This is a genomic window from Conexibacter woesei Iso977N (assembly GCF_000424625.1).
Taxonomy (GTDB): domain Bacteria; phylum Actinomycetota; class Thermoleophilia; order Solirubrobacterales; family Solirubrobacteraceae; genus Baekduia; species Baekduia woesei_A.
This window is the reverse complement of record NZ_AUKG01000003.1, coordinates 267,891-286,879: the sequence shown is the minus strand read 5'-3', so window position 1 is coordinate 286,879 and position 18,989 is coordinate 267,891. Positions and strand designations below refer to the sequence as shown.

General features: G+C 73.5%; 15 protein-coding genes. 9 read left to right on the top strand and 6 right to left on the bottom strand.

Annotated elements, in window-relative coordinates:
- Positions 1 to 149 precede the first annotated feature (149 nt).
- Positions 150 to 2,420 (bottom strand): PKD domain-containing protein, encoded by a 2,271-nt coding sequence (locus tag H030_RS0122940; RefSeq protein WP_155892227.1) that lies wholly within the window; start codon positions 2,418 to 2,420, stop codon positions 150 to 152.
- 286 nt (positions 2,421 to 2,706) lie between these two features.
- Here H030_RS0122940 and H030_RS37760 point away from each other — a divergent pair, with 286 nt between their 5' ends.
- The gene (locus H030_RS37760; RefSeq protein ID WP_027007846.1) at positions 2,707 to 3,474 is read left to right on the top strand and encodes a hypothetical protein; all 768 of its coding nucleotides are present in this window, start codon (positions 2,707 to 2,709) and stop codon (positions 3,472 to 3,474) included.
- A 96-nt stretch (positions 3,475 to 3,570) separates the two neighbouring features.
- Here H030_RS37760 and H030_RS0122925 read toward each other — a convergent pair whose 3' ends face one another.
- Both H030_RS0122925 and H030_RS0122920 read right to left on the bottom strand, forming a co-directional pair.
- Positions 3,571 to 4,806, bottom strand: coding sequence for a substrate-binding domain-containing protein (locus H030_RS0122925; protein ID WP_155892226.1), 1,236 nt, complete (start codon positions 4,804 to 4,806; stop codon positions 3,571 to 3,573).
- Positions 4,807 to 5,045: 239 nt separating this feature from the next.
- Positions 5,046 to 6,062, bottom strand: coding sequence for a hypothetical protein (locus H030_RS0122920; RefSeq protein ID WP_155892225.1), 1,017 nt, complete (start codon positions 6,060 to 6,062; stop codon positions 5,046 to 5,048).
- A 155-nt stretch (positions 6,063 to 6,217) separates the two neighbouring features.
- Here H030_RS0122920 and ftsH point away from each other — a divergent pair, with 155 nt between their 5' ends.
- The 8 genes from ftsH (at position 6,218) to H030_RS0122880 (ending at position 14,425) form a co-directional block, all read left to right on the top strand.
- Entirely contained in the window at positions 6,218 to 8,212 is a 1,995-nt protein-coding gene (gene ftsH / locus H030_RS34510; protein WP_081691072.1) for an ATP-dependent zinc metalloprotease FtsH, read from the top strand.
- Positions 8,209 to 8,760 carry an RNA polymerase sigma factor gene (locus H030_RS0122910; RefSeq protein ID WP_081691119.1) on the top strand — a complete coding sequence of 184 codons (552 nt, stop codon included), beginning with the start codon at positions 8,209 to 8,211 and terminating at the stop codon, positions 8,758 to 8,760. Before ftsH ends, H030_RS0122910 begins: the two co-directional genes overlap by 4 nt.
- Positions 8,745 to 9,497: a hypothetical protein gene (locus H030_RS0122905; protein ID WP_027007842.1), complete on the top strand. Its 753-nt coding sequence runs from the start codon at positions 8,745 to 8,747 to the stop codon at positions 9,495 to 9,497. Before H030_RS0122910 ends, H030_RS0122905 begins: the two co-directional genes overlap by 16 nt.
- Before the next feature lie 45 nt (positions 9,498 to 9,542).
- Positions 9,543 to 10,028 (top strand): winged helix-turn-helix domain-containing protein, encoded by a 486-nt coding sequence (locus H030_RS0122900; protein ID WP_027007841.1) that lies wholly within the window; start codon positions 9,543 to 9,545, stop codon positions 10,026 to 10,028.
- Between the two features lie 131 nt (positions 10,029 to 10,159).
- On the top strand, positions 10,160 to 11,962 hold the full coding sequence (gene edd / locus H030_RS0122895; protein ID WP_027007840.1) for a phosphogluconate dehydratase: 1,803 nt from the start codon (positions 10,160 to 10,162) through the stop codon (positions 11,960 to 11,962).
- 32 nt (positions 11,963 to 11,994) lie between these two features.
- Positions 11,995 to 12,627, top strand: a complete 633-nt coding sequence (eda, locus tag H030_RS0122890) for a bifunctional 4-hydroxy-2-oxoglutarate aldolase/2-dehydro-3-deoxy-phosphogluconate aldolase (protein ID WP_051223616.1) — start codon at positions 11,995 to 11,997, stop codon at positions 12,625 to 12,627.
- 10 nt (positions 12,628 to 12,637) lie between these two features.
- Positions 12,638 to 13,570 carry an ROK family protein gene (locus H030_RS34505; protein ID WP_051223519.1) on the top strand — a complete coding sequence of 311 codons (933 nt, stop codon included), beginning with the start codon at positions 12,638 to 12,640 and terminating at the stop codon, positions 13,568 to 13,570.
- A gap of 15 nt (positions 13,571 to 13,585) precedes the next feature.
- Positions 13,586 to 14,425: a class II fructose-bisphosphate aldolase gene (locus H030_RS0122880; protein WP_027007838.1), complete on the top strand. Its 840-nt coding sequence runs from the start codon at positions 13,586 to 13,588 to the stop codon at positions 14,423 to 14,425.
- On the opposite strand, the gene H030_RS37755 is transcribed toward H030_RS0122880, so the two are convergent.
- The 3 genes from H030_RS37755 to H030_RS34495 are packed head-to-tail and all read right to left on the bottom strand — an operon-like array spanning position 14,412 to position 18,955.
- Entirely contained in the window at positions 14,412 to 16,022 is a 1,611-nt protein-coding gene (locus tag H030_RS37755; protein WP_051223518.1) for a GGDEF domain-containing protein, read from the bottom strand. The genes H030_RS0122880 and H030_RS37755 overlap by 14 nt on opposite strands.
- A 56-nt stretch (positions 16,023 to 16,078) precedes the next feature.
- The gene (locus tag H030_RS0122870; protein ID WP_027007837.1) at positions 16,079 to 16,771 is read right to left on the bottom strand and encodes an SGNH/GDSL hydrolase family protein; all 693 of its coding nucleotides are present in this window, start codon (positions 16,769 to 16,771) and stop codon (positions 16,079 to 16,081) included.
- A 33-nt stretch (positions 16,772 to 16,804) separates the two neighbouring features.
- Positions 16,805 to 18,955, bottom strand: coding sequence for an acyltransferase family protein (locus tag H030_RS34495; RefSeq protein WP_051223517.1), 2,151 nt, complete (start codon positions 18,953 to 18,955; stop codon positions 16,805 to 16,807).
- Positions 18,956 to 18,989: the final 34 nt, after the last annotated feature.

Here is an 18,989-nt window from a genome sequence, read left to right as displayed (position 1 = left end):
CCCGTCCGAGGAGAGGTCAAGGGAGTTATGCTTCTGTTCACAAAGTGGCTACACACGTGTCCGTACGCGTGATGACCGCGAGCGGACACGTGTGTGTGCGAAGGCGCTGCAAACGCGGCCGATCGGCCGCGCCGCAGCGTCTTCCCGGCCTACTTCTTCTTCTTGCTCGCGGCCTTGAGCGCCAGCGTCTTGGTCCTGGTGCTGGACCTGCCGTTGGCGCTGGTCGTGATCGCCGCGCTGACGCTGAGCCTCTTCTGCTTCCTCAACAACGAGCGACCCGTCGCGGTCAGCCTGAGCTTGACCGCCTTGCTCTTGCCCGCCTCGACCGTGAACGACACCGTCCCGATGGTCACGGTCGTGGCCTTCTTCCTGCCCCTGACGGTCTTCGTGACCCTGACCTTCAGGACGACCCTGCCCACGCAGCGCGCGCCGCCGGCCGGGCAGCTGACCGTGAGCGCCACGTTGCCCCTGGCGTCGACGCTCGAGCCGGAGACGCCCGAGCTCGGGATCGTCGGCGTGGTCGGCACGGTGCCGCCACCGGACGGCGGGATGGGGGTCGTCCTCGGCGCCGGGGTCGGCGTCGGGTTCGGGGTGGCGTTGGCCGGCGCCGTGCCGGCCACCGTCACCGTCTGCGCGAAGGCGTCGCTGGCGACGTCGTCCCTCGAGGTGACGACGAGCCTGACCGTCCGCGCCACGGCGGCCGTGCCCCCGTTGGCGAACGCGTGCGTCACCGTCGGCGTCGTCGCGTCCTGCGTCGCGCCATCGCCGAACTCCCAGTGGTAGGTCTTGAGCGTGTGCGTCGGGCCACCGCTGTCGGACCCGGCCGAGTCGATCGACGCGGAGGCGTCGAACGTGACCGTGCCACCCGCCGCGGGCGTGCGCGACGACGGCGTGAAGGAGGCGATGGGCCTGGGCGCCGCGACGGTGACCGTGTGGAACACCGGCTCGGTCCAGACGCTGCCCTGGATGTGGATCTTGACGCCGATCCTGAACGTGGCGCCCGCGTTCAGGTAGGTGTGGTTGATCGTCAGGGCCGCCGCGCCGCCGCCCGAGCCCGTCACGTGCGTGGCGAACTGGCCGGAGCCGTCGAGGTCCCAGTCGACCTCGCCCGCCGCGCCGCCGCGCAGGTCCGACATCGACGCGTCGAGGACGATGCTCTTGCCCTTGGTGACCGTCACCGAGCCGTCGCCCCTGCCGTCGACCGTGAACAGGCCCTGCGGCACGGGGCAGCCGGAGCCGCCGGAGCCGAAGACGTGGACGGTGCGATCCGTGGGGTCCGGCGTGGTGTTGTTGTAGGGGCTGGTGACGATGACCTGGTCGTCGGCCCCGACGGCGATGCCCAGGTGGATGAAGCGGAAGGGCAGGTAGCAACTGCCGCCCGCGGTGCCGCCGCCGTAGGCCGCGAGCTGGTCGCCGTTGGCGATCGAGAAGCCGCGGACCATGCCCGATCCGGACACGCCCTCGGGGATCCACACGGAGGTGCCGTCGGGCGAGACCGCGATCGGGACGCCGTAGCTGTTGCCGTTCTGGATCGCCGGGTTGATCGCCGGGTTGTTGTCGACCGAGTCCTGGGCGATGAGCCTGGGCGTGCCGCCGCCCTTCGGGATGCGGTAGATGAGGGCCGCGGTGCCGTCGCCCGCGTCCGGCCCCTCGGGCACGTAGATGTCGCCGTCGGGGCCGATCGCCATGCCGGGCGGGTTCGGCACCGCGTTGCCGTCCGGGTCGACGCCGGTCCCGAGGCCGGTGAGGGGCGTGGAGAGCGCGCCCGCGTCGGTGACGTACTGGATGACGCCGTTCGGATCGATGGCGTTCGGATCGTCGATCCCGATGACCCCGACCTTGTGCGTCGTGGGGTCCACCGCGATGCCGGTCGGGTAGTCGACGACGCCGCCCGCGGTGCGGAAGTCGACCAGCACGCCGGACGGGAGGTTCGCGGGCGCGACCAGCGCGTTGGACTGCGGCGTCGTCGAGTAGACGAGGATCGACATCGACGCCGGCTGCGAGGGGTTCGCCGCGTCGGGGCCGTTGGCCACCATGAACACGTACAGGCGATGCTCGGTCTGGTCGACCGCGAGGCCCGCGATGTACCCGGCCCCACCGCCGGCGTTCGTGTTCGGCGGCGCGACCGTGGCCAGCGCCTGACCCGTCGGGGAGAGCTTGCGCACGCGCGGCGTCTTCGACGCGTCGGAGACGTCTGCGACGTAGATGTCGTTGCCGTCGCTCGGATCGACCGCGACCGGGCCGCCGAACGCGAACTCGCCGGCGCTCGCGTCGAAGCCCACCGGGCCGAACGCGGCCAGCTCGCCGGCGGCGCGCGCGCCCGGCGCGGCGAGCAACACGTACATGATGATCAGGGCGGCGGCGAAGGCCGCCGCGCACGCAGCGCGCGAGGGCGCCGCTGTACGGCGAAGGTCCAGCATCGACAAGCGTCTCCTGTAGTCGTCGCAGCCGCAGGCAGAGGCTCATGCGGCCGGGGGTACGGCGTCGCAACATACTCGCCGGCGTTCCCATGCGGAATGGAGTTATCGATATGTTCACCAAGCGGTAGGGGATGGCCGAGCGCTCCGGGCCTGAGGGTCCGGATGCCGCCTTGGTGTCACCAGGATGTCGCCCACCTAGTTACGAATTTTTATGGTGAGCAATGGCGATGTGGCGCCTATGGTCCGCGCCGCTGTCCCACTACCAACCCATCCCTAGGAGCACTCCATGAAGCGTTGTACCCCGCGCCTCGGCGCGGCGCTCACCGCCCTCAGCGTCCTGGCGCTCGGCGCGACGACGGCCTCCGCCGACGTCCCGTCGTTCAGCCGCTGCCCGGTCGGCGCCCCCAACCTCTCGTCCTGCCTGGTCGCCCAGTCGACCGGCGGCTCGATCGGCGCCAACAGGAACAGCGTCAACGTCGGCACCTCGGTGAAGATCGAGGGCGGCGTCGCCCAGGACCCCGACACCCATCAGTTCACGTTCGTCCCGCCGGCGTCGGGCCCCGCGCTGACCGGCACGCCGGTCGTCGTCTCCAACAACCTGTTCGGCACGGGTCTGCCGTTCAGCCTCAACACGCTGACCGCCCAGATCCAGCAGGTCGGCGCCATCACGTACGACTACTCGACGTTCAGCTTCACGGCGCCGATCCGGATCAAGTTCTCCAACCCGCTGCTCGGCACGAACTGCGCCATCGGCTCGACCGCTGCGCCGATCACGCTGAACCTGACGACCGACATCACCGACCCGCCGCCGCCGAACCAGCCGATCTTCGGCGACCAGGGCTCGATCTCGCGCCCGGCCGGCCTGATCCTGGAGTCCGACGACGTCATCGACGTCGACAACGCCTACGCCGTGCCCGCCGCGTCGAACTGCGGGGCGGTCGCCCCGGCGACGGTCACGAAGGCCATCAACAAGCAGCTCGGCCTGCCGTCGCCGGCCGGCACGAACACCGCGACGATCACGAACAACGTGTACGTCGGCCACACGCCCTCCTGACGCACCGCTCCACGACGCGAAGCGGCCGGGTACTTTCGGACCCGGCCGCAGGCGTTTCAGCGCAACCGGCGCCAACGGCGCGCCGGCCAGGGGCAGCTAGCCGATGGCGTTGACGCCGGACTGCGCCGCAGTCCTGACGTCGGTGGGCAGCCTCTGGTAGTCCTTGTTGTTGTTGGCCGTGGCACCCGCCGTGCTGATCGTGTAGTTCAGGTAGTCGAACACGGTGTTGGCGATCCTGCCGCCCGCCGGGGAGCCCCAGCCGGCCGCGTAGTTGTTGGTCGCCAGGTCCCACGTCAGCGTGCAGATCGGGTAGCCGCTGCCGTGATCGGTCAGGTAGACGCCCGACCAGCTGGCCGTGGCCAGCGGGAACGTGCCGCTGGCGTACGACCTCGAGGCGGTCGTGCAGTTCGAGTTGGCGACCGTCGTCGACAGGCCGTTGCTCGAGGGATCGTACGTCGCCGACTCCGCCGGGATCCTGATGCCGATCCACCTGTAGTTGCCACCGGCAACGTAGATCGAACGAGCGTCCGAGAGGGCCACGTAGCCGATCGTGCCGGGCTTCGCCGAGACCGTCTTGGCCTCGTCGCCGCCGCCCGAGCCCGTGCCGGCACCCGCGCAGGCCGACGGGCAGCCCGACTCCGAGTAGTGCACGCCGGTCCTGTTGCACGCGGACGGCCAGTTGGTGTTGTCCGCCGAAGCCTGCAGGTCGGCCCACGTCCTGGTCCCACACACCGCGCTGCTGTTCTGGTTGAACAGGTAGTGCTTGAGCTGGTAGCTCGTGCCCGACGAATCGGTGCGGACGACGCGGTCGATCGTGCCGGTGCAGCTGCCGCCGGTCGCGATCGAGGACCACGCGGTCGTCGTGCCGTTGAAGACCCTCTCCAGGTTGGCCGGAGTGATCTCGGTGATCGTGCAGCCCGCCGGCGGGTTGACGACGATCGCGATCGCCGCCTGCGTCACCGGGATGCTGAGGACGCCTGCGCCCGTCGCGGTGTTGATGTTGGTGACCTGCGTCGAGGTCGGCGCATCGTCGGTGCCGCAGTAGTTCACGGCGGTCTGCAGCGCGCCACCGCTGGCGCCCCACTTGTCCATGCACCTCCCCGAGCTCGTGGCCGTGTAGGTCACGGTCGGCGTCGCACAGACCGAGGTCCTGAAGCCCGCCGTCCAAGCGGTCTGAGCCGACCTCTGCAACGACGAACCCTCACCGGCGATGTTGCTGCCGGCACACGGCGTGAACGAGGCGTGGGCGGAGCCGGCGCCGATGCCGCTGAGGGCCATCGCAGCCGTAGCAGCCAAGGCCAGCACGCTGACCTTCTTAGTACGCAACTTCATGGTTTGTTGATGCTCCCTGATGTTGATGGACCCGAGCACGGGCGTGCGCGGGCAGCGCGGAGCAGAGCTGCCTTCCTGACAGCTTCGCGACCGCCCTTCCCCTTCAGGTCGCGTCCGTCGTGCGACCTGGACGCACAGTGAACTCAGAGCAGTGCGGCTGCAACCAGAGTTTTCGCTATGTTCACGAGTATCGGCCCTTTTCAGGCCAGATGGCAGGGACTGGCCCCGCGCGGTGAACGTCAGTCGGTCGACAGGCGCGCCGTGACGCGCTGCAGCCAGGCCGCGTCGTCGAGCCGTCGCGCGAGGAAGTCGCGCGGTACGGCGCGCACGGACACATCGCGTCCCTGAGCGCGCAGCGACGCCCGCCAGTGCGCGTCGGCGCTCAACCGCGCGAGCTCGTCCTTCAACCGCGCGTGCTGGTCCGGGCGCAGGCCCGGCGCCTCGAGCACGGCCGTCCACGCCCGCGGCGCGGCGCCCGCGCCGCGCGGCCACGACAGCGCCCGCACCCGCCCCGCGGCGATCTCCCCGCGCAGCGCGCTCGCGGGCGCCAGCACCACGTCGGCGTCGCCGGACTCCAGCCCCAGCGCCGCCTCGCCGCCGCTCGGGTACGCGCGGTAGGGCACGTGTCCCGGCACGCCCGCGCGCTGCACCAGCCGCCCGAGCTGCGTCTTCGTCCACGCGTCGCCCTCGACCGCGAACAGGTGCCCGTGCGGCCGGTCGCGCAGGTCGCCGACCAGCTGCGCGCCCGAGCGCAGCCTCGACCTGAGGCGCACCGCCAGCACCAGCCGGTCCGACGCCAGCACCGCCAGCGGCCGCGCCCGCCGCAGCGCATCCTCGGCCTCCCGCGCGGCGACGGCGTCGGAGCCGAACAGCGCCTGCGCCCGGCCGCGCGCGAGATCCGCCACGGTCGCCGACGACACGACCAGCAGGTCGCTCGGCCGCGGCGCGGGATCACTCGCCCCGTCGAGGTCGTCGAGGAAGCCCGACACCGCGCCCGCCGCGCCGCCCGCGCGCAGCTTCACGGTCGCCGGCCGCCCCGTCAGCTGCAGCGACGCGGCGGCATCTCGCGCGACCGCCTCGCTCGGCCCGCCCGCCTCGGTCCCCGGCACCCACAGCGTCAGGTGCGCGTCGACGATCGCGGCGTCGCCGGTGTCCCCCAGGAACGGATGGTGCAGCAGATCCGAGACCGCGTGGGCGACGACCACCGCCAGCAACGCGGGCCAGAGCGCACGTCCTATGCGCGACTGCCGAGACACCCCGGCGAGTCTAGGTCGCGCACCGCCGATGATGTCGCCGAGCGGTGAACATGTCCGCCCGGTCCACGAGCGGCCGTCCCGGTGTTCACACGACGGCGACCAGAGTTCCCGAACTGTTCACACCCGCCCGCTCCGGAGCCGTGATCGTGTCCCGAATGTCGAATCCCCGCCTCACCCAGTCCTACGGAAGCAGGTCCCCGCTGCGCGCGGCCGCGACCAGCGCCAAGGACGCGGGAGCCGCGGTCGGCCGCATCCTCACGCGCGACCCGCTGTCCACGTTCCTCCTCCTCGCCGCGATCGCGCTGGCGATCACGTTCTTCTCCCTGCTCGGCTCGCTCGGCCCGCAGGCCCAGGGCAAGAGGGTCGCGCTCTCCAACCTCACCTCGCTCGCGACCGCGCAGCGCCTGCAGTCCGCCGTCCTGCTCGACCACGACCACCAGGTCGTCGCGCACACCGACACCGGCCTGCAGATCTACGCCAACTACCCGTCGAGCGACGCGGCCACGGCGACCATCTACAGGAACCTGACGACCGGCGGCGCGCAGGTCTCGATCGACCAGCAGTCGTCCAAGCCCGCGACCGCGATCGTCGTCCAGTTCCTGATCCCGATCCTGCTCCTCGTCTGCCTGTTCGCGTTCTTCACGCGCTTCACCGGCGACGGCTCCGGCGGCATCGCCTCGTTCTCGAACTTCCGCGGCAAGGGCCGCAGGAAGAAGAAGGGCAGGGCGCCGATCACGTTCGACTCCGTCGCCGGCGCGGGCGAGGCGGTCGCCGAGCTGCGCGAGATCCGCGACTTCCTCGACGACCCGAGCAAGTACCTCACCATGGGCGCCGCCGCGCCCAAGGGCGTCCTGCTCGTCGGCCCTCCCGGCACCGGCAAGACGCTGCTCGCGCGCGCCACCGCGGGCGAGGCCGACGCCACGTTCTACTCGGCCTCCGGCGCCGAGTTCGTGGAGTCCCTGGTCGGCGTCGGCGCGGCGCGCATCCGCTCGCTCTTCGCCATCGCCCGCAAGAACGCGCCGGCGATCATCTTCATCGACGAGCTCGACGCCGCCGGCCGCAAGCGCGGCGCCGGCGTCGGCCAGGGCAACGACGAGCGCGAGCAGACGCTCAACCAGCTGCTGGTCGAGATGGACGGCTTCGGCGGCGACGCCGGCGTCGTCGTCATGGGCGCCACCAACCGCCCGGACATCCTCGACCCCGCACTGCTGCGCCCCGGCCGCTTCGACCGCCAGGTCGTCGTCGACAACCCGGACGCCCACGGCCGCTTCGAGATCCTCCAGCTCCACGCGCGCGGGCGCTCGTTCGCCCCCGACGTCGACCTCGCGCAGATCGCGCGCCTCTGCCCCGGCTTCTCCGGCGCCGAGATCGCCAACCTCGTCAACGAAGCGGCACTGCTCACCGTTCGCGAAGGCCGCGTGGAGATCGACCAGGCCACGCTGGAGGAGGCGATCGACCGCGTCGTCGCCGGCCCCGCCAAGAAGCACGTCCTGACCGCCGAGGAGCAGTGGACGATCGCCGTCCACGAGGCCGGCCACGCGGTCACGACCCGCGCGATCGGCCAGTCGGTCTCGGCCCAGAAGCTGTCGATCGTCGCGCGTGGCCGCCAGCTCGGCACCGCCGCGCACATGCTCACCGATCGGGATGCCGTGATGCACACGCAGTCCGACCTGGAGCGCCACCTGACCGCGATCCTGGCCGGCACCGCCGCCGAGCTGATCGAGTTCGGCGAGGGCTCGACCGGCGCCAGCGACGACCTCCACGCCGCGACCAAGCTCGCGCGCCAGATGGTCACGAGCTTCGGCATGAGCCCGCGCCTGGGCTCGGTCACGATCGGCGAGGCCGGCGGCGAGGTCTTCCTCGGCGCCGCGCTGCAGGACATCGGCACGGTCGGCCCGCACACGCTCGACATCATCGACGAGGAGACCGAGCGGATCGTCGAGGACGCCAAGGCCCGCGCCCGCGCGGTGCTCCAGCGCAACTGGTCGGCGGTCGAGGAGACCGCGCGGTCGCTGGTCGAGCACGAGACGCTGTCCGGCGTCGCGCTCGACGCGGTCCTCTCGACGGTCCAGCCGGTCGACCTCCAGAGCCTTCCGCCGGCCGAGCGCGAGGTGGACGTGCGGCGGCGGGGGAGCGGAGACCCGCGCTGACCGCGCCGCCGCTCACCGAGGATGACTTCCTCAGGCTCTACCGGAGGTCGGCCGCGTCGTTGTTGGTGTTCTTCCAGCGGCGCGTCCACGACGCGGAGCTGGCGACCGACCTGACCTCCGACGTGTTCACGGTCGTGCTGGAGCGCCGCGCGCAGTACCGCGGCTCCAGCGACGAGGAGCTGTCCGGCTGGCTCTGGTCGATCGCGCGCTCGCTGCTGCGCGACCACGAGCGCCGCGAGGAGTCCGGGCGCAGGGGCGCGCTCCTGCTCGGCCGCGAGCGGCGCGCGCTGACCGACCGCGAGATCGAGCGGATCGAGGAGCTCTCCGGGATCCAGGAGCTGCGCGGCGCGGTCGCCGCCGGGATGGCGGACCTGCCGCCCGACCAGCGCGACGCCGTCGCGATGCGCGTCCTGGAGGACATGACCTACGCGGAGATCGCCGAGCGCCTGGACATCACGCCGTCCGGCGCGCGCACGAGCGTGTCGCGCGGCCTGCGCGTCCTCGCCGGCCGGATCCGCAGGCAGCACACAGCATGGAAGGCGTCCTGATGAGCGAGCGCTACGACCCCGCGGACTTCCCGATCCTCACCGAGCTGGAGGACGAGTTCGCGCGGCTGGTCGCCGAGCGGCTGGAGGAGGACGCGCGGCCGACGCCCGCGCCCGCACTCGTGCCCGCGGCGGCACCCGTGCGGCGGCGCCGCCGCGGCGCCGAGCACCTCCGGACCGGACGGCGCATCGCGCGCCGCGCCGCGCTCGTCGGCGCGCTGATCGGCGTCGTCGGCGCGAGCGCGCTGGCGGCCAAGTCGGTGGTGTCGAGCCGGCCGTCGCCGAACGCGTCGGTCGTCCTGCGCACCGACCACGCCCGCGGCGCGACGCTGCGCCGCTACCACGGGCGCCTGTGCCTGGACATCACCTACAGCGGCGGCGTCGCGACGCACTGCACCCGCGCGCCGGACCGGCCCGACGCGGTCGCCGCGCTGAGCGCGCTCACCCCGTCCGGCCGCGTGGTCGCGGGCGTGACGGGCGGCGGCGTCGCGCAGGTCAAGGTCAACGCCGACGGCCACGCGGCGACCGTCGCCACCCGCGCGGCCGGCGCCGGCGACACCCGCTGGTTCGCCACCACGCTCCCGACCGAGCCGGACCGCCGCCGCCCGACCGCCGCGGTGCTGGCGCCGCTGCCGGACGGGAGGCCCGTCGCCGACTGCTCGCTCGGGACCGCCGCCTCCTGCCACGCCGCGATGGCGCGCGCCGGAACACTCACCGGTCCGGCTGTGAACAAACCGTGAACACGCTGAAGCGTTCCGCACGGCCATGCCTCATACTGCGCAGGCATGGCCGTCGCTCCCGTCCCGAACACCGACGCCGGAACGGTGCTCACCCAGATCCGTGAGACGATCGACGCGCGCATGGCCGAGCTCGAGCCCGTCGCGATGGAGCTGGAGCGCCTGCGCCGCCTGCGCGAGGTCGTCGAGACGCTGGAGGCCAGCGGCCAGGACACCGTGACGCCGGACCTGACCGTCCTGCTCGGCCACGCCTCGGCCGGCGGCGACGCGATCGGCGCCGTCCCGCGCCCGATGATCCGCCGCGGCCGCCGCGGCACCAAGCGCGGCCGCGACGGCCGCGCGCCCCAGGGCGCCAACAAGCAGCTGATCCTCCAGACGATCCTCGAGCGCCCCGGCATCTCCGCGCCCGAGATCGCCGAGATCACCGGCATCAAGCGCACGATCGTCGCAGCGACGATCAACCGCCTCAAGCGCGGCGGCGAGCTCGAGGCCTACGACGAGGGCGTCCGCGTGCCCTTCGTCGCGCGCGCCTAGGGACGACGCCCGCGGCTGCGCGCAGCCGCCGTCTCTCGCCGCCTAAGTAGCCCACACGGGCGCCCCCGACCGGGTGTCGTTCGGGGCGGCGCGCCTTGCGGGGCGCGGCGTGGGCGCGCATCGTCCGCGGCGTGTCGATCCATCCCGTTCTCGCCGAGGTCACCGAACGCGTTGCTTCGCGGAGCGCTGAGTCGCGCTCCGCGTATCTGGCGCGCATGGCCGCCGCGCGGCTGGAAGGCCCGGCGCGCGGGGACCTCGGGTGCGCGAACTTCGCCCACGGCGCCGCCGCGTGCGGTGCGGAGGAGAAGGCGTACCTGCGCGGCGCGGTCCGGCCGAACGTGGCGATCGTCAACGCCTACAACGACATGCTGTCGGCGCACCAGCCCTACGGCAAGTACCCCACCTTGCTCAAGCAGGCGGTCCGCCAGGCGGGCGGCGTCGCGCAGGTCGCGGGCGGCGTGCCCGCGATGTGCGACGGGATCACGCAGGGCCGTGCCGGGATGGAGCTGTCGCTGCTCTCCCGCGACGTCATCGCGATGTCGACGGCGATCGCGCTCTCGCATGACATGTTCGACGGCGCGCTGCTGCTGGGCATCTGCGACAAGATCGTCCCCGGCCTGCTGATCGGCGCGCTGACCTTCGGCCACCTGCCGATCGCGCTCGTCCCCGCCGGGCCGATGGCGTCCGGGCTCCCGAACCGCGAGAAGAGCGCCGTGCGCCGCCGCTACGCCGCGGGCGACGCGACGTTCGAGGAGCTGCAGGACGCCGAGGCCGCGTCCTACCACTCGGCCGGCACGTGCACGTTCTACGGGACGGCCAACAGCAATCAGCTGGTGGTCGAGGCGATGGGCCTGCACGTCCCCGGCGCGGCGTTCGTCAACCCGGGCACGCCCGAGCGCGACGCGCTGACCGCCGCGGTGGCAACCACCATCACAACCCGGACCGCGCTCGGCGACGACTACATGCCCCTGTGCGACGTGGTCGACGAGCGCGCGATCGTCAACGGCGTCGTCGCGCTGCTGGCCACGGGCGGCTCGACCAACCACACCATGCACCTGCCCGCGATCGCCGCGGCCGCCGGGATCGCGCTGACGTGGGACGACTTCGACGCGCTGTCGGCCGTCGTCCCGCTGCTCGCCCGGATCTACCCCAACGGCGCGGCCGACGTCAACCACTTCCACGCCGCGGGCGGGACGCGCTTCCTGATCCAGGAGCTGCTCGCCGCGGGTCTCCTGCACGAGGATGTCAACACGATCGTCGGCCCCGGGCTCAGCGCCTACGCCGCCGGCGCGCCCGCGCAGACGGGCGACCCCGAGGTGCTGCGCGCCGCCACGGAGCCGTTCGCGCCCGACGGCGGCATCCGGGTGGTCGACGGCAGCGCCGGCCGGGCGGTGACCAAGGTGTCCGCCCTGCCGCCGGAGCGCCGCCGCGTCGAGGCGCCCGCGCGCGTCTTCGACTCCCAGGCCGCGTTCCTGAAGGCCTTCGACGACGGCGACCTCGACGGCGCCGACCTCGTCGCGGTCCTGCGCTTCCAGGGCCCGAAGGCCAACGGGATGCCCGAGCTGCACAAGCTGACGCCCGCGCTCGGTGTCCTCCAGGACCGAGGCCATCAGGTTGCCTTGGTCACCGACGGCCGGATGTCGGGCGCCTCCGGGACGATCCCCTCGGCGATCCACGTCACGCCCGAGGCGGCGGCGGGCGGGCCGCTGGCCCGCGTCCAGGACGGCGACATCATCATCTTGGACACCGTCGCCGGGACGCTCGACGTCGCCGCCGACCTCTCCGAGCGACCTGTCGCACAACCGACCGTCGATGTCAGCAGCGGCACCGGCCGCGAGCTGTTCGGCGGCCTGCGCGCGCTGATCGGCGCCGCCGACACCGGCGCCACGGTGTTCGCCGCGCCGCGCGAGGCGGAGGCCCCGGCGTGGGCCTGACCCCGGGCACGCAGGTGCGGCATGCTGCGGCGGTGCCCCAGGACGCAGACGCCCTGCTCGACCTCGCGCCGGTTCTCCCGGTCGTGGTGATCGACGACCCCGACGACGCGGTGCCGCTCGCTCGGGCGCTCGTCGCCGGCGGCCTGCGCCTGATCGAGCTCGTCCTGCGCACCCCCGCCGCGCTCGAGGCCATCAACAACATCGCCCAACATGTACCGGAAGCCGTCATCGGCGCCGGGACCGTGACCACCTCCGCCCAGGCCGACGCCGCGCAGGCCGCGGGCGCGCGCTTCCTCGTCGCCCCGGGCCAGACGCCGCGCCTGCTCGACGCGCTGCAGGCCAGCGGGCTCCCCTTCCTCGCCGGGACCGCCACCGCCTCCGACCTCGTCGCGCTGCGCGAGCGCGGGATCACGACCGCGAAGTTCTTCCCCGCCGAGCTCAACGGCGGCACCGCGGCGATCAAGCAGCTCGGGGCCGTCTTCCCCGAGCTCCGCTTCTGCCCGACCGGCGGGATCGGCCTCCACAACGCCGGCGAGTACCTCGCGCTGCCCAACGTCGCCTGCGTCGGCGGCTCCTGGGTCACGCCGCCGGCCGCGGTCACCGCGCAGGATTGGACGGCGGTCGAGGACTTCGCCCGCACCGCCGCCGCGCTGCGCCGCACCTAGACTCCCAAGCGTGCCCGCCGCCCCCACGCTGATCGTCGCCGTCGACATCGGCGCGACCTGGATCCGGACGGCGCTCGCCGACGGCCGCGGCAACCTCCACGGCAAGGCGCAGCTCCCGACGCCGCGCGACGGCACGGCCGACGAGATCCTCGCGCCGCTGTTCGCCGCGACCGACGCGCTGCTCGCCTCCCGTGCCCCGACCGCGCCGCAGCCGACGGCGATCGGCGTCGCCGCGATGGGCCCGATCGACGCGCGCACCGGCACGCTGGCCGGCCGCCCGCCGAACCTCGGCGACGGCTGGCGCGACCTGCCGCTCGGGCCCGCGCTGAGCAACCACCACAACCTGCCAACCACGGTGGGACGCGACACCAACGTCGCCGCGCTCGGCGAGCGCTTCTACGGCGCCGCCCGCGGCCGCGAGGACTTCATCTACCTGACCGTCTCCTCCGGGATCGGCGGCGCGGTCGTCAGCGACGGCCACCTGCTCACCGGCGCCCACGGCTTCGGCGGCGAGCTCGGCCACATGCCGGTCGACCTCAGCGGCCCGCCGTGCGGCTGCGGCCTGCACGGCTGCATCGAGGCGATCGTCTCCGGCACCGCGCTCGCGCGCCAGGCGCAACGCCTGCAACTCGGCGACGACGCCCGCGACCTGCTCGCCGCGGCCGCGGCCGGCCATCCCGAGGCGACCAAGGTCATGGACAACGCCCGCGCCGCGTTCGCGCAGTTCGCCGTCGGCCTCGTCAACGCCTTCGACCCCTCGGCGATCGTCGTCGGCGGCGCGGTCGCGCACGCCGAGGGCGAGCGCCTGCTCGCCCCCGCACGCACGGCGATCAACGACTACGCCTTGGCCCGCGCCCGGCAGGACGTCCACGTCCTCCCCGCCGCGCTCGGCGCCGACAACGGCCTGATCGGCTGCCTCCCGCTCGTCCGCGAGCATTCCTGAACCAAGGACGACACCATGCCGCTCGCCACCACCCGTGAGCTGATCGACGCCGCCTACGCGGCCGGGACCGGCGTCGCGGCGTTCAACGCCGTCACGCTGGAGCAGGCCGAGGCGATCGTGGACGGCGCCAGCGCCGCGCGCTCCGCCGCGATCGTCCAGATCTCGCAGAACGCGGTGAAGTTCCGACGTGGCGCGCTGCGCCCGCTGACCGCCGCGGTCGCGGCGCTGGCCGACGCGGCCGACGTCCCGATCGCGCTGCACCTCGACCACGTCGAGGACCCGGAGCTGCTGCACAACGCCGCGGCCTGGGGCGTCACCGGGGTCATGTTCGACGCGTCGGACCTGGAGTTCGACGACAACATCGCCGCAACCCGCGAGGCGCGGGAGATCGCCCACGCGCAGGGCCTGTGGTTCGAGGCCGAGCTGGGCGCGGTCGGCGGCAAGGACGGCGACCACACGATCGGCGCCGCGACCGACCCCGAGCAGGCGCGCGCGTACGTCGCGGCGACCGGCTGCGACGGCCTCGCCGTCGCGGTCGGCACGTCGCACGCGATGGTCGAGCGCACCGCGGCGCTGGACCTGACCCGGATCGCCGAGCTGCGCGCGAGCGCGGGCGCGCCGCTGGTCCTGCACGGCTCCTCCGGGGTCCCGGACGCCGTCATCCGCCGCGCGGTTGAGGCCGGGATCACGAAGGTCAACGTCGGCACGCGGCTCAACGTCGCCCAGACCGCGGCGGTGCGCGCGGCGCTGGCGGGCAACCCCACGCTGGTCGACGCGCGCAAGTACCTCGGGCCGGGGCGCTCCGCGATGACGCACGTCGTGTCCGAGACGCTGGCGGCCGTCAGCCCGTCGTGACGACGCGGTTGCGGCCCGCTTCCTTGGCCGCGTAGAGGCGCCGGTCGGCGGCGCGGATCACGTCGTCGCTCCTGGTCGCCGCCGCCGACACCACGCCGATCGACGCGGTGATCGCCAGGCCGGGCGCGATCTGCGCCCAGTCGTCGGAGGCGATCGCCGCGCGCAGGCGCTCGGCGCACGCGACCGCGTCGCGCTCGTCGGCGCCGGGCATGACCACCACGAACTCCTCGCCGCCGGTGCGGGCGACGACGTCGCCGGCGCGGACGTGTTGCTGGAGGAGCTCGGCGGCGCGCGCGAGCACGCGGTCGCCGACCTCGTGGCCGAAGCGGTCGTTGATCGCCTTGAAGTGGTCGAGGTCGAGCGCGGCGACCGAGAGCAGCTCGCCCCCGGTCCGTGCGTCGGCGGCCTCGAGCACGCCCGCGAGGTAGCGGCGGTTGAAGAGGCCGGTCAGCCAGTCGCGCTCGGCCTGCTCGCGCAGCCGCGCCTGGAGCTGCTCGAGCTCGCGGTGGGCCTCGGCGAGCTGGGCGACCGTGCGCTCCAGCTCCTCGTTCTTGGCCCGCGCGACGCCGTGCTCGGCGACGGCGCGCTCGAAGTCGCGCTGCAGCTCGGTCAGCTCCCGGAACGCGAGGCGCTCCAGCTCGGCGGCGTCGGCGAGCGCGTCGTAGGCCTCCTCGGCGCGGCCGCCGGCGCGCAGCGCGGCCGCGATGTCCTGGAGGATCATCGCGCGGATCTGCGGGACCGTCCGGTGCAGGCGCGCGACACCCGCGCGGCCCGCGGCGGTCGCCTCGTCCATCGCGCCCATCGCCAGCAGCGCCCGGACCTCGACGCAGACGCTCATGCCGTAGATGTAGGGGTTGGGTTCCCGGCCGTCGCTGAGGTGCGCCAGCGCGGCGCGCGCGTCGGCCAGCGCCTCGGGCACGCGGTCGCCCGCGAGGTGGATGTCGGCGCGCGTGCAGCGCAGCACGCCGAGCGCGAAGCGGTTGCGCGGCGCGAGCGTCTCGGCGACCGCGATCCCGCGCGCGATCTCGGCCATCGCGCCCGCGTTGTCGCCGTTGAGGTTGCGCATGTGCGCGAGGTCGTTGCGGGAGATCGCCTCCTCCCAGCGGTCGCCCGCGCCCATCGTCAGCGCGAGCAGCTCGTCGAGGCGCCCCGGCCACTCGGGCGCGTCGAGGTTGCCGAAGACCATGCACGACTGGCGCCGGGCGAAGATCCGCAGGGTCGTGTCGCCGTGCGCGTCGGCGACCGCGACGCAGCGCTCGGCCTGGCGCAGCGCCTCCCGGTAGGAGCCGGAGAAGAACGCGAGGTGCGCGCCCATCGCTGCGACCTCGACGGTCGTGACCGGATGGCCCGCCGCCTCGGCGGCGACCTCGGCGGCCGCCGCGAGCGGGAACCCGGCGCGCAGCCCGCCGCCGTGGATCGTGACGAACGTCTGCAGCGCCAGCGCACGCCCGCGCAGCGCGGGATCGCCGGCCTCGGCCGCGACCCGCTCGGCCCGCAGCGCGGCGCTCATCGCACCGGCCGGATCCTCGTGGTAGCTCGCACGGGCGGCGTCGAGCGCAGCCCACGCGGCGGTCTGTTCAGGGGTGGCGTAGCCCATCCGCTTCCCCCGGTCCTCGGCCGCCGCGCCGTGTTCTTGACCGGACGTACTAGACGCTAGGCGTCGGGCGCGGTGGTGCCGCCGGTGCCGGTGGCCGTGCTCCCGCCGCTCGGCGCGCCATCCGTCCCGCCGCCGACGGTCGGGACCGGGAACTCGCAGCTCTTGTGGACCGCGTCGGCGATCAGCTGCGCGCGGTACTCGAAGCCGGTCGGGTCCGGGTGCAGCCCGTCCGGGAGCGTGACCTTCTGGGCGCTGACCGCCGCCAGCCACGGCACGAGGTGCAGGCGCCTGACGTGCTGGGCCTCGTAGGCCAGCGTCGTGTTCAGCGCCGCGTACGGGCCCTTGCGCGCCGGGCGGTAGATGTCGGCCCAGACGACGCACGCGTTGGGCCCGATGTCGCGCAGCACCTTCGCGATCCGGGTGGCGAACGTCGCGCCGTTGGGCCCGTCGTTGGTGCCCAGCGACACGATCACGGTCTTGGGATGCACGATCCTCATCGCGCTGCGCAGCGCGGTCAGGCCCTGCGGCGTCGTGCGCCCGGACCTCACGTCCCACGCGATCTTCGTGTCGCCGAGCAGGCCGGCGAGCGACGGCCGCAGGCCGACGCCGAGCGAGTCGCCGAGCACGAGCACGTCGGCCGACGCGTCGGCGGGCGTGACGCGCGCGACCGCGCGGGAGGGCGCGAGCAGCAGCAGGACCAGGAGCGCGGCGGCGAACAACGCCGCCGGCAGGCGGAGCGGGAGGGGCATCGAGGGGCCTATCGGCAGCGGCGCGAAGGTCGTTTAGAGGCGTTGTACGGCAGCTTGCAGGTACGGGCCGAGCGTCGCCGCGAACACGGTCGTGAGGTGATCGACGTCCTTGAACGTGAGCGCTCCGCCGACCACGGGATAGCAGCTGGCCCGGTCGCACAGCGTGCTGGTGAGGTCGACGACGGCGACGGGACGCCGCGCGCCCGGACCGTTGGCGGCCGCCACCGCGGGGTCGGGCTCCAGCGCCAGCGCGCGCGGGACCGCGCACGTGCGCGCCGGGTCCTGCGCGCCGTTCATCGCCTGCTGCACGCAGTCCAGCGTCGCGCTGCGCATCTTCGGCGTGTCGCGGAGGACGACGACCTGCGTGACCGTCGCGGGCAGCGACGCCCAGGCGTCGCGGTAGCCCTTGAGCTGCGCGGCGAACCGCGCGGCCGCGCCCCTCGCCCCCACGATCGCGCCGCCGGTGTGCCCGGCGACGAACACGCGGTGGACCTCCGGGTGCTTGGCGAACCAGCGGACCGTGTCCCGGTTCCACTGCACGCACTGCGAGCGCTGCGGCTCGGGCAGCTTGGCGACCGCGGCCGTGAACGGGCAGCCCGTGTGCGTGACCGAGAAGCCGTGCCAGCCGCGCGCCTTGGCGACGTAGTCGAACGCCGCGCGCCAGTGCGACGCGTGCGAGTCGCCGACGACCGCGACGCTCTCGCGCGCGCTCGCCGCCGGGACGCCGAAGGCGCACGCACGCACGCGGCCGAGCGACTCGGTGACCTGGCACGGCGTGTTGGCCGCGGCGGCGGCCTCGACCGGCGACGGCACGACCTTGCCGGCCAGGTCAGGGTTGTTGCAGAGCGCGCCGCCCGGCGGCCGCGCCGCGGCGCCGAAGCAGCGCGGGTGCTCGCCGACCAGCGCGCGCGTCTCGGCCCGGTCCTGGTGCAGCTGGTGGTCGACCTGCAGCGCGCCTGCCGCCGGGACCATCAACACCAACACCGTCGCGAACCCCGCGAGCGCGAGCGTGCGCCGCGGCCGCCGCGCGAGCCCGTGCATGCTGCGCACCGGGTCCTCGATCCAGCGCTTGGACAGCCACGCCAGCAGCACGGTCAGCTCCAGCACGACCGCCTGGAAGACGCCGTCGGGCAGGTGCACCACGTACGGGATCAACACCAACAACGGCCAGTGCCACAGGTAGAGCGAGTACGACAGGTCGCCGGTCTTCTGGACCGGCCCCCACGCCAGCAGCCGCGTCGGCGCGCCGCGCACCGCGGGCGCGCCCGCCCGGATCACGGCCAGCGTGCCGAGGATCGGCAGCAGCGCCGCGACGCCCGGGAAGATCGTGTCCGGCCCGTAGGCGAACGCCGCGGTCAGGATCGCGGCGAAGCCCAACCACGACAACAACGCGCGCGCGAACGGCGGGACGATGTGGCGCTGGGGCAACAGCGCGAGGACCCCGCCGAGCCCGAACTCCCACGCGCGCGTCGGCGTGACGAAGTACGCGGCCTCCGGGTCGTGCGGCGTGTGGAAGATCGACCACCACAGGCTGACCGCGGTCAGCGTCCCCATCGTCACCGTCAGCGCGGTGATCCGCGCCCTCGGCGTCCGGCCCCTCGTCAGCAGCACCGCGCCGGTCAGCAACAGCGGCCAGACGAGGTAGAACTGCTCCTCGACCGACAGCGACCAGTAGTGCTGGACCGGCGAGACGCCGTCGCTCCTGGCGAAGTAGTCGACGGCGGAGTGGGCGAGCTGCCAGTTCTCGACGTACGCGGCGCTCGCCGCGATCTCGGTCAGGAACGTGTCCCAGCGGTGCGACGGCACCACGATCATCGTCGCGATCGCGGTGACCAGCAGCGTCGCGAGCGCGGCGGGCAGGATCCGGCGCGCGCGCCTGGCCCAGAAGCCGGCCAGCGAGATCCGCCCCTCCTCGACGATCTCCTCGACCAGCAGCGAGGTGATCAGGAAGCCCGAGACGGCGAAGAAGACGTCGACCCCGACGAAGCCGCCGGGCACCAGGCCCGGCCAGATGTGCGACGCGATCACCAGCGTGACGGCGAGCGCCCGCAGCGCCTGGATCTCCGGGCGCCAGCGCTGCTGCTTGCGCAGCGCCGCCGGGATCCAGGGCAGCGCGTCGCGCACGGGGTCGGATTCCCGCGCGATCCGCTGCTGCTCTGTCGTATCCAGCTCCTGGGTCGCCACGTGGATCCCAACGCGTGCGTCTACCCAAGTGTGA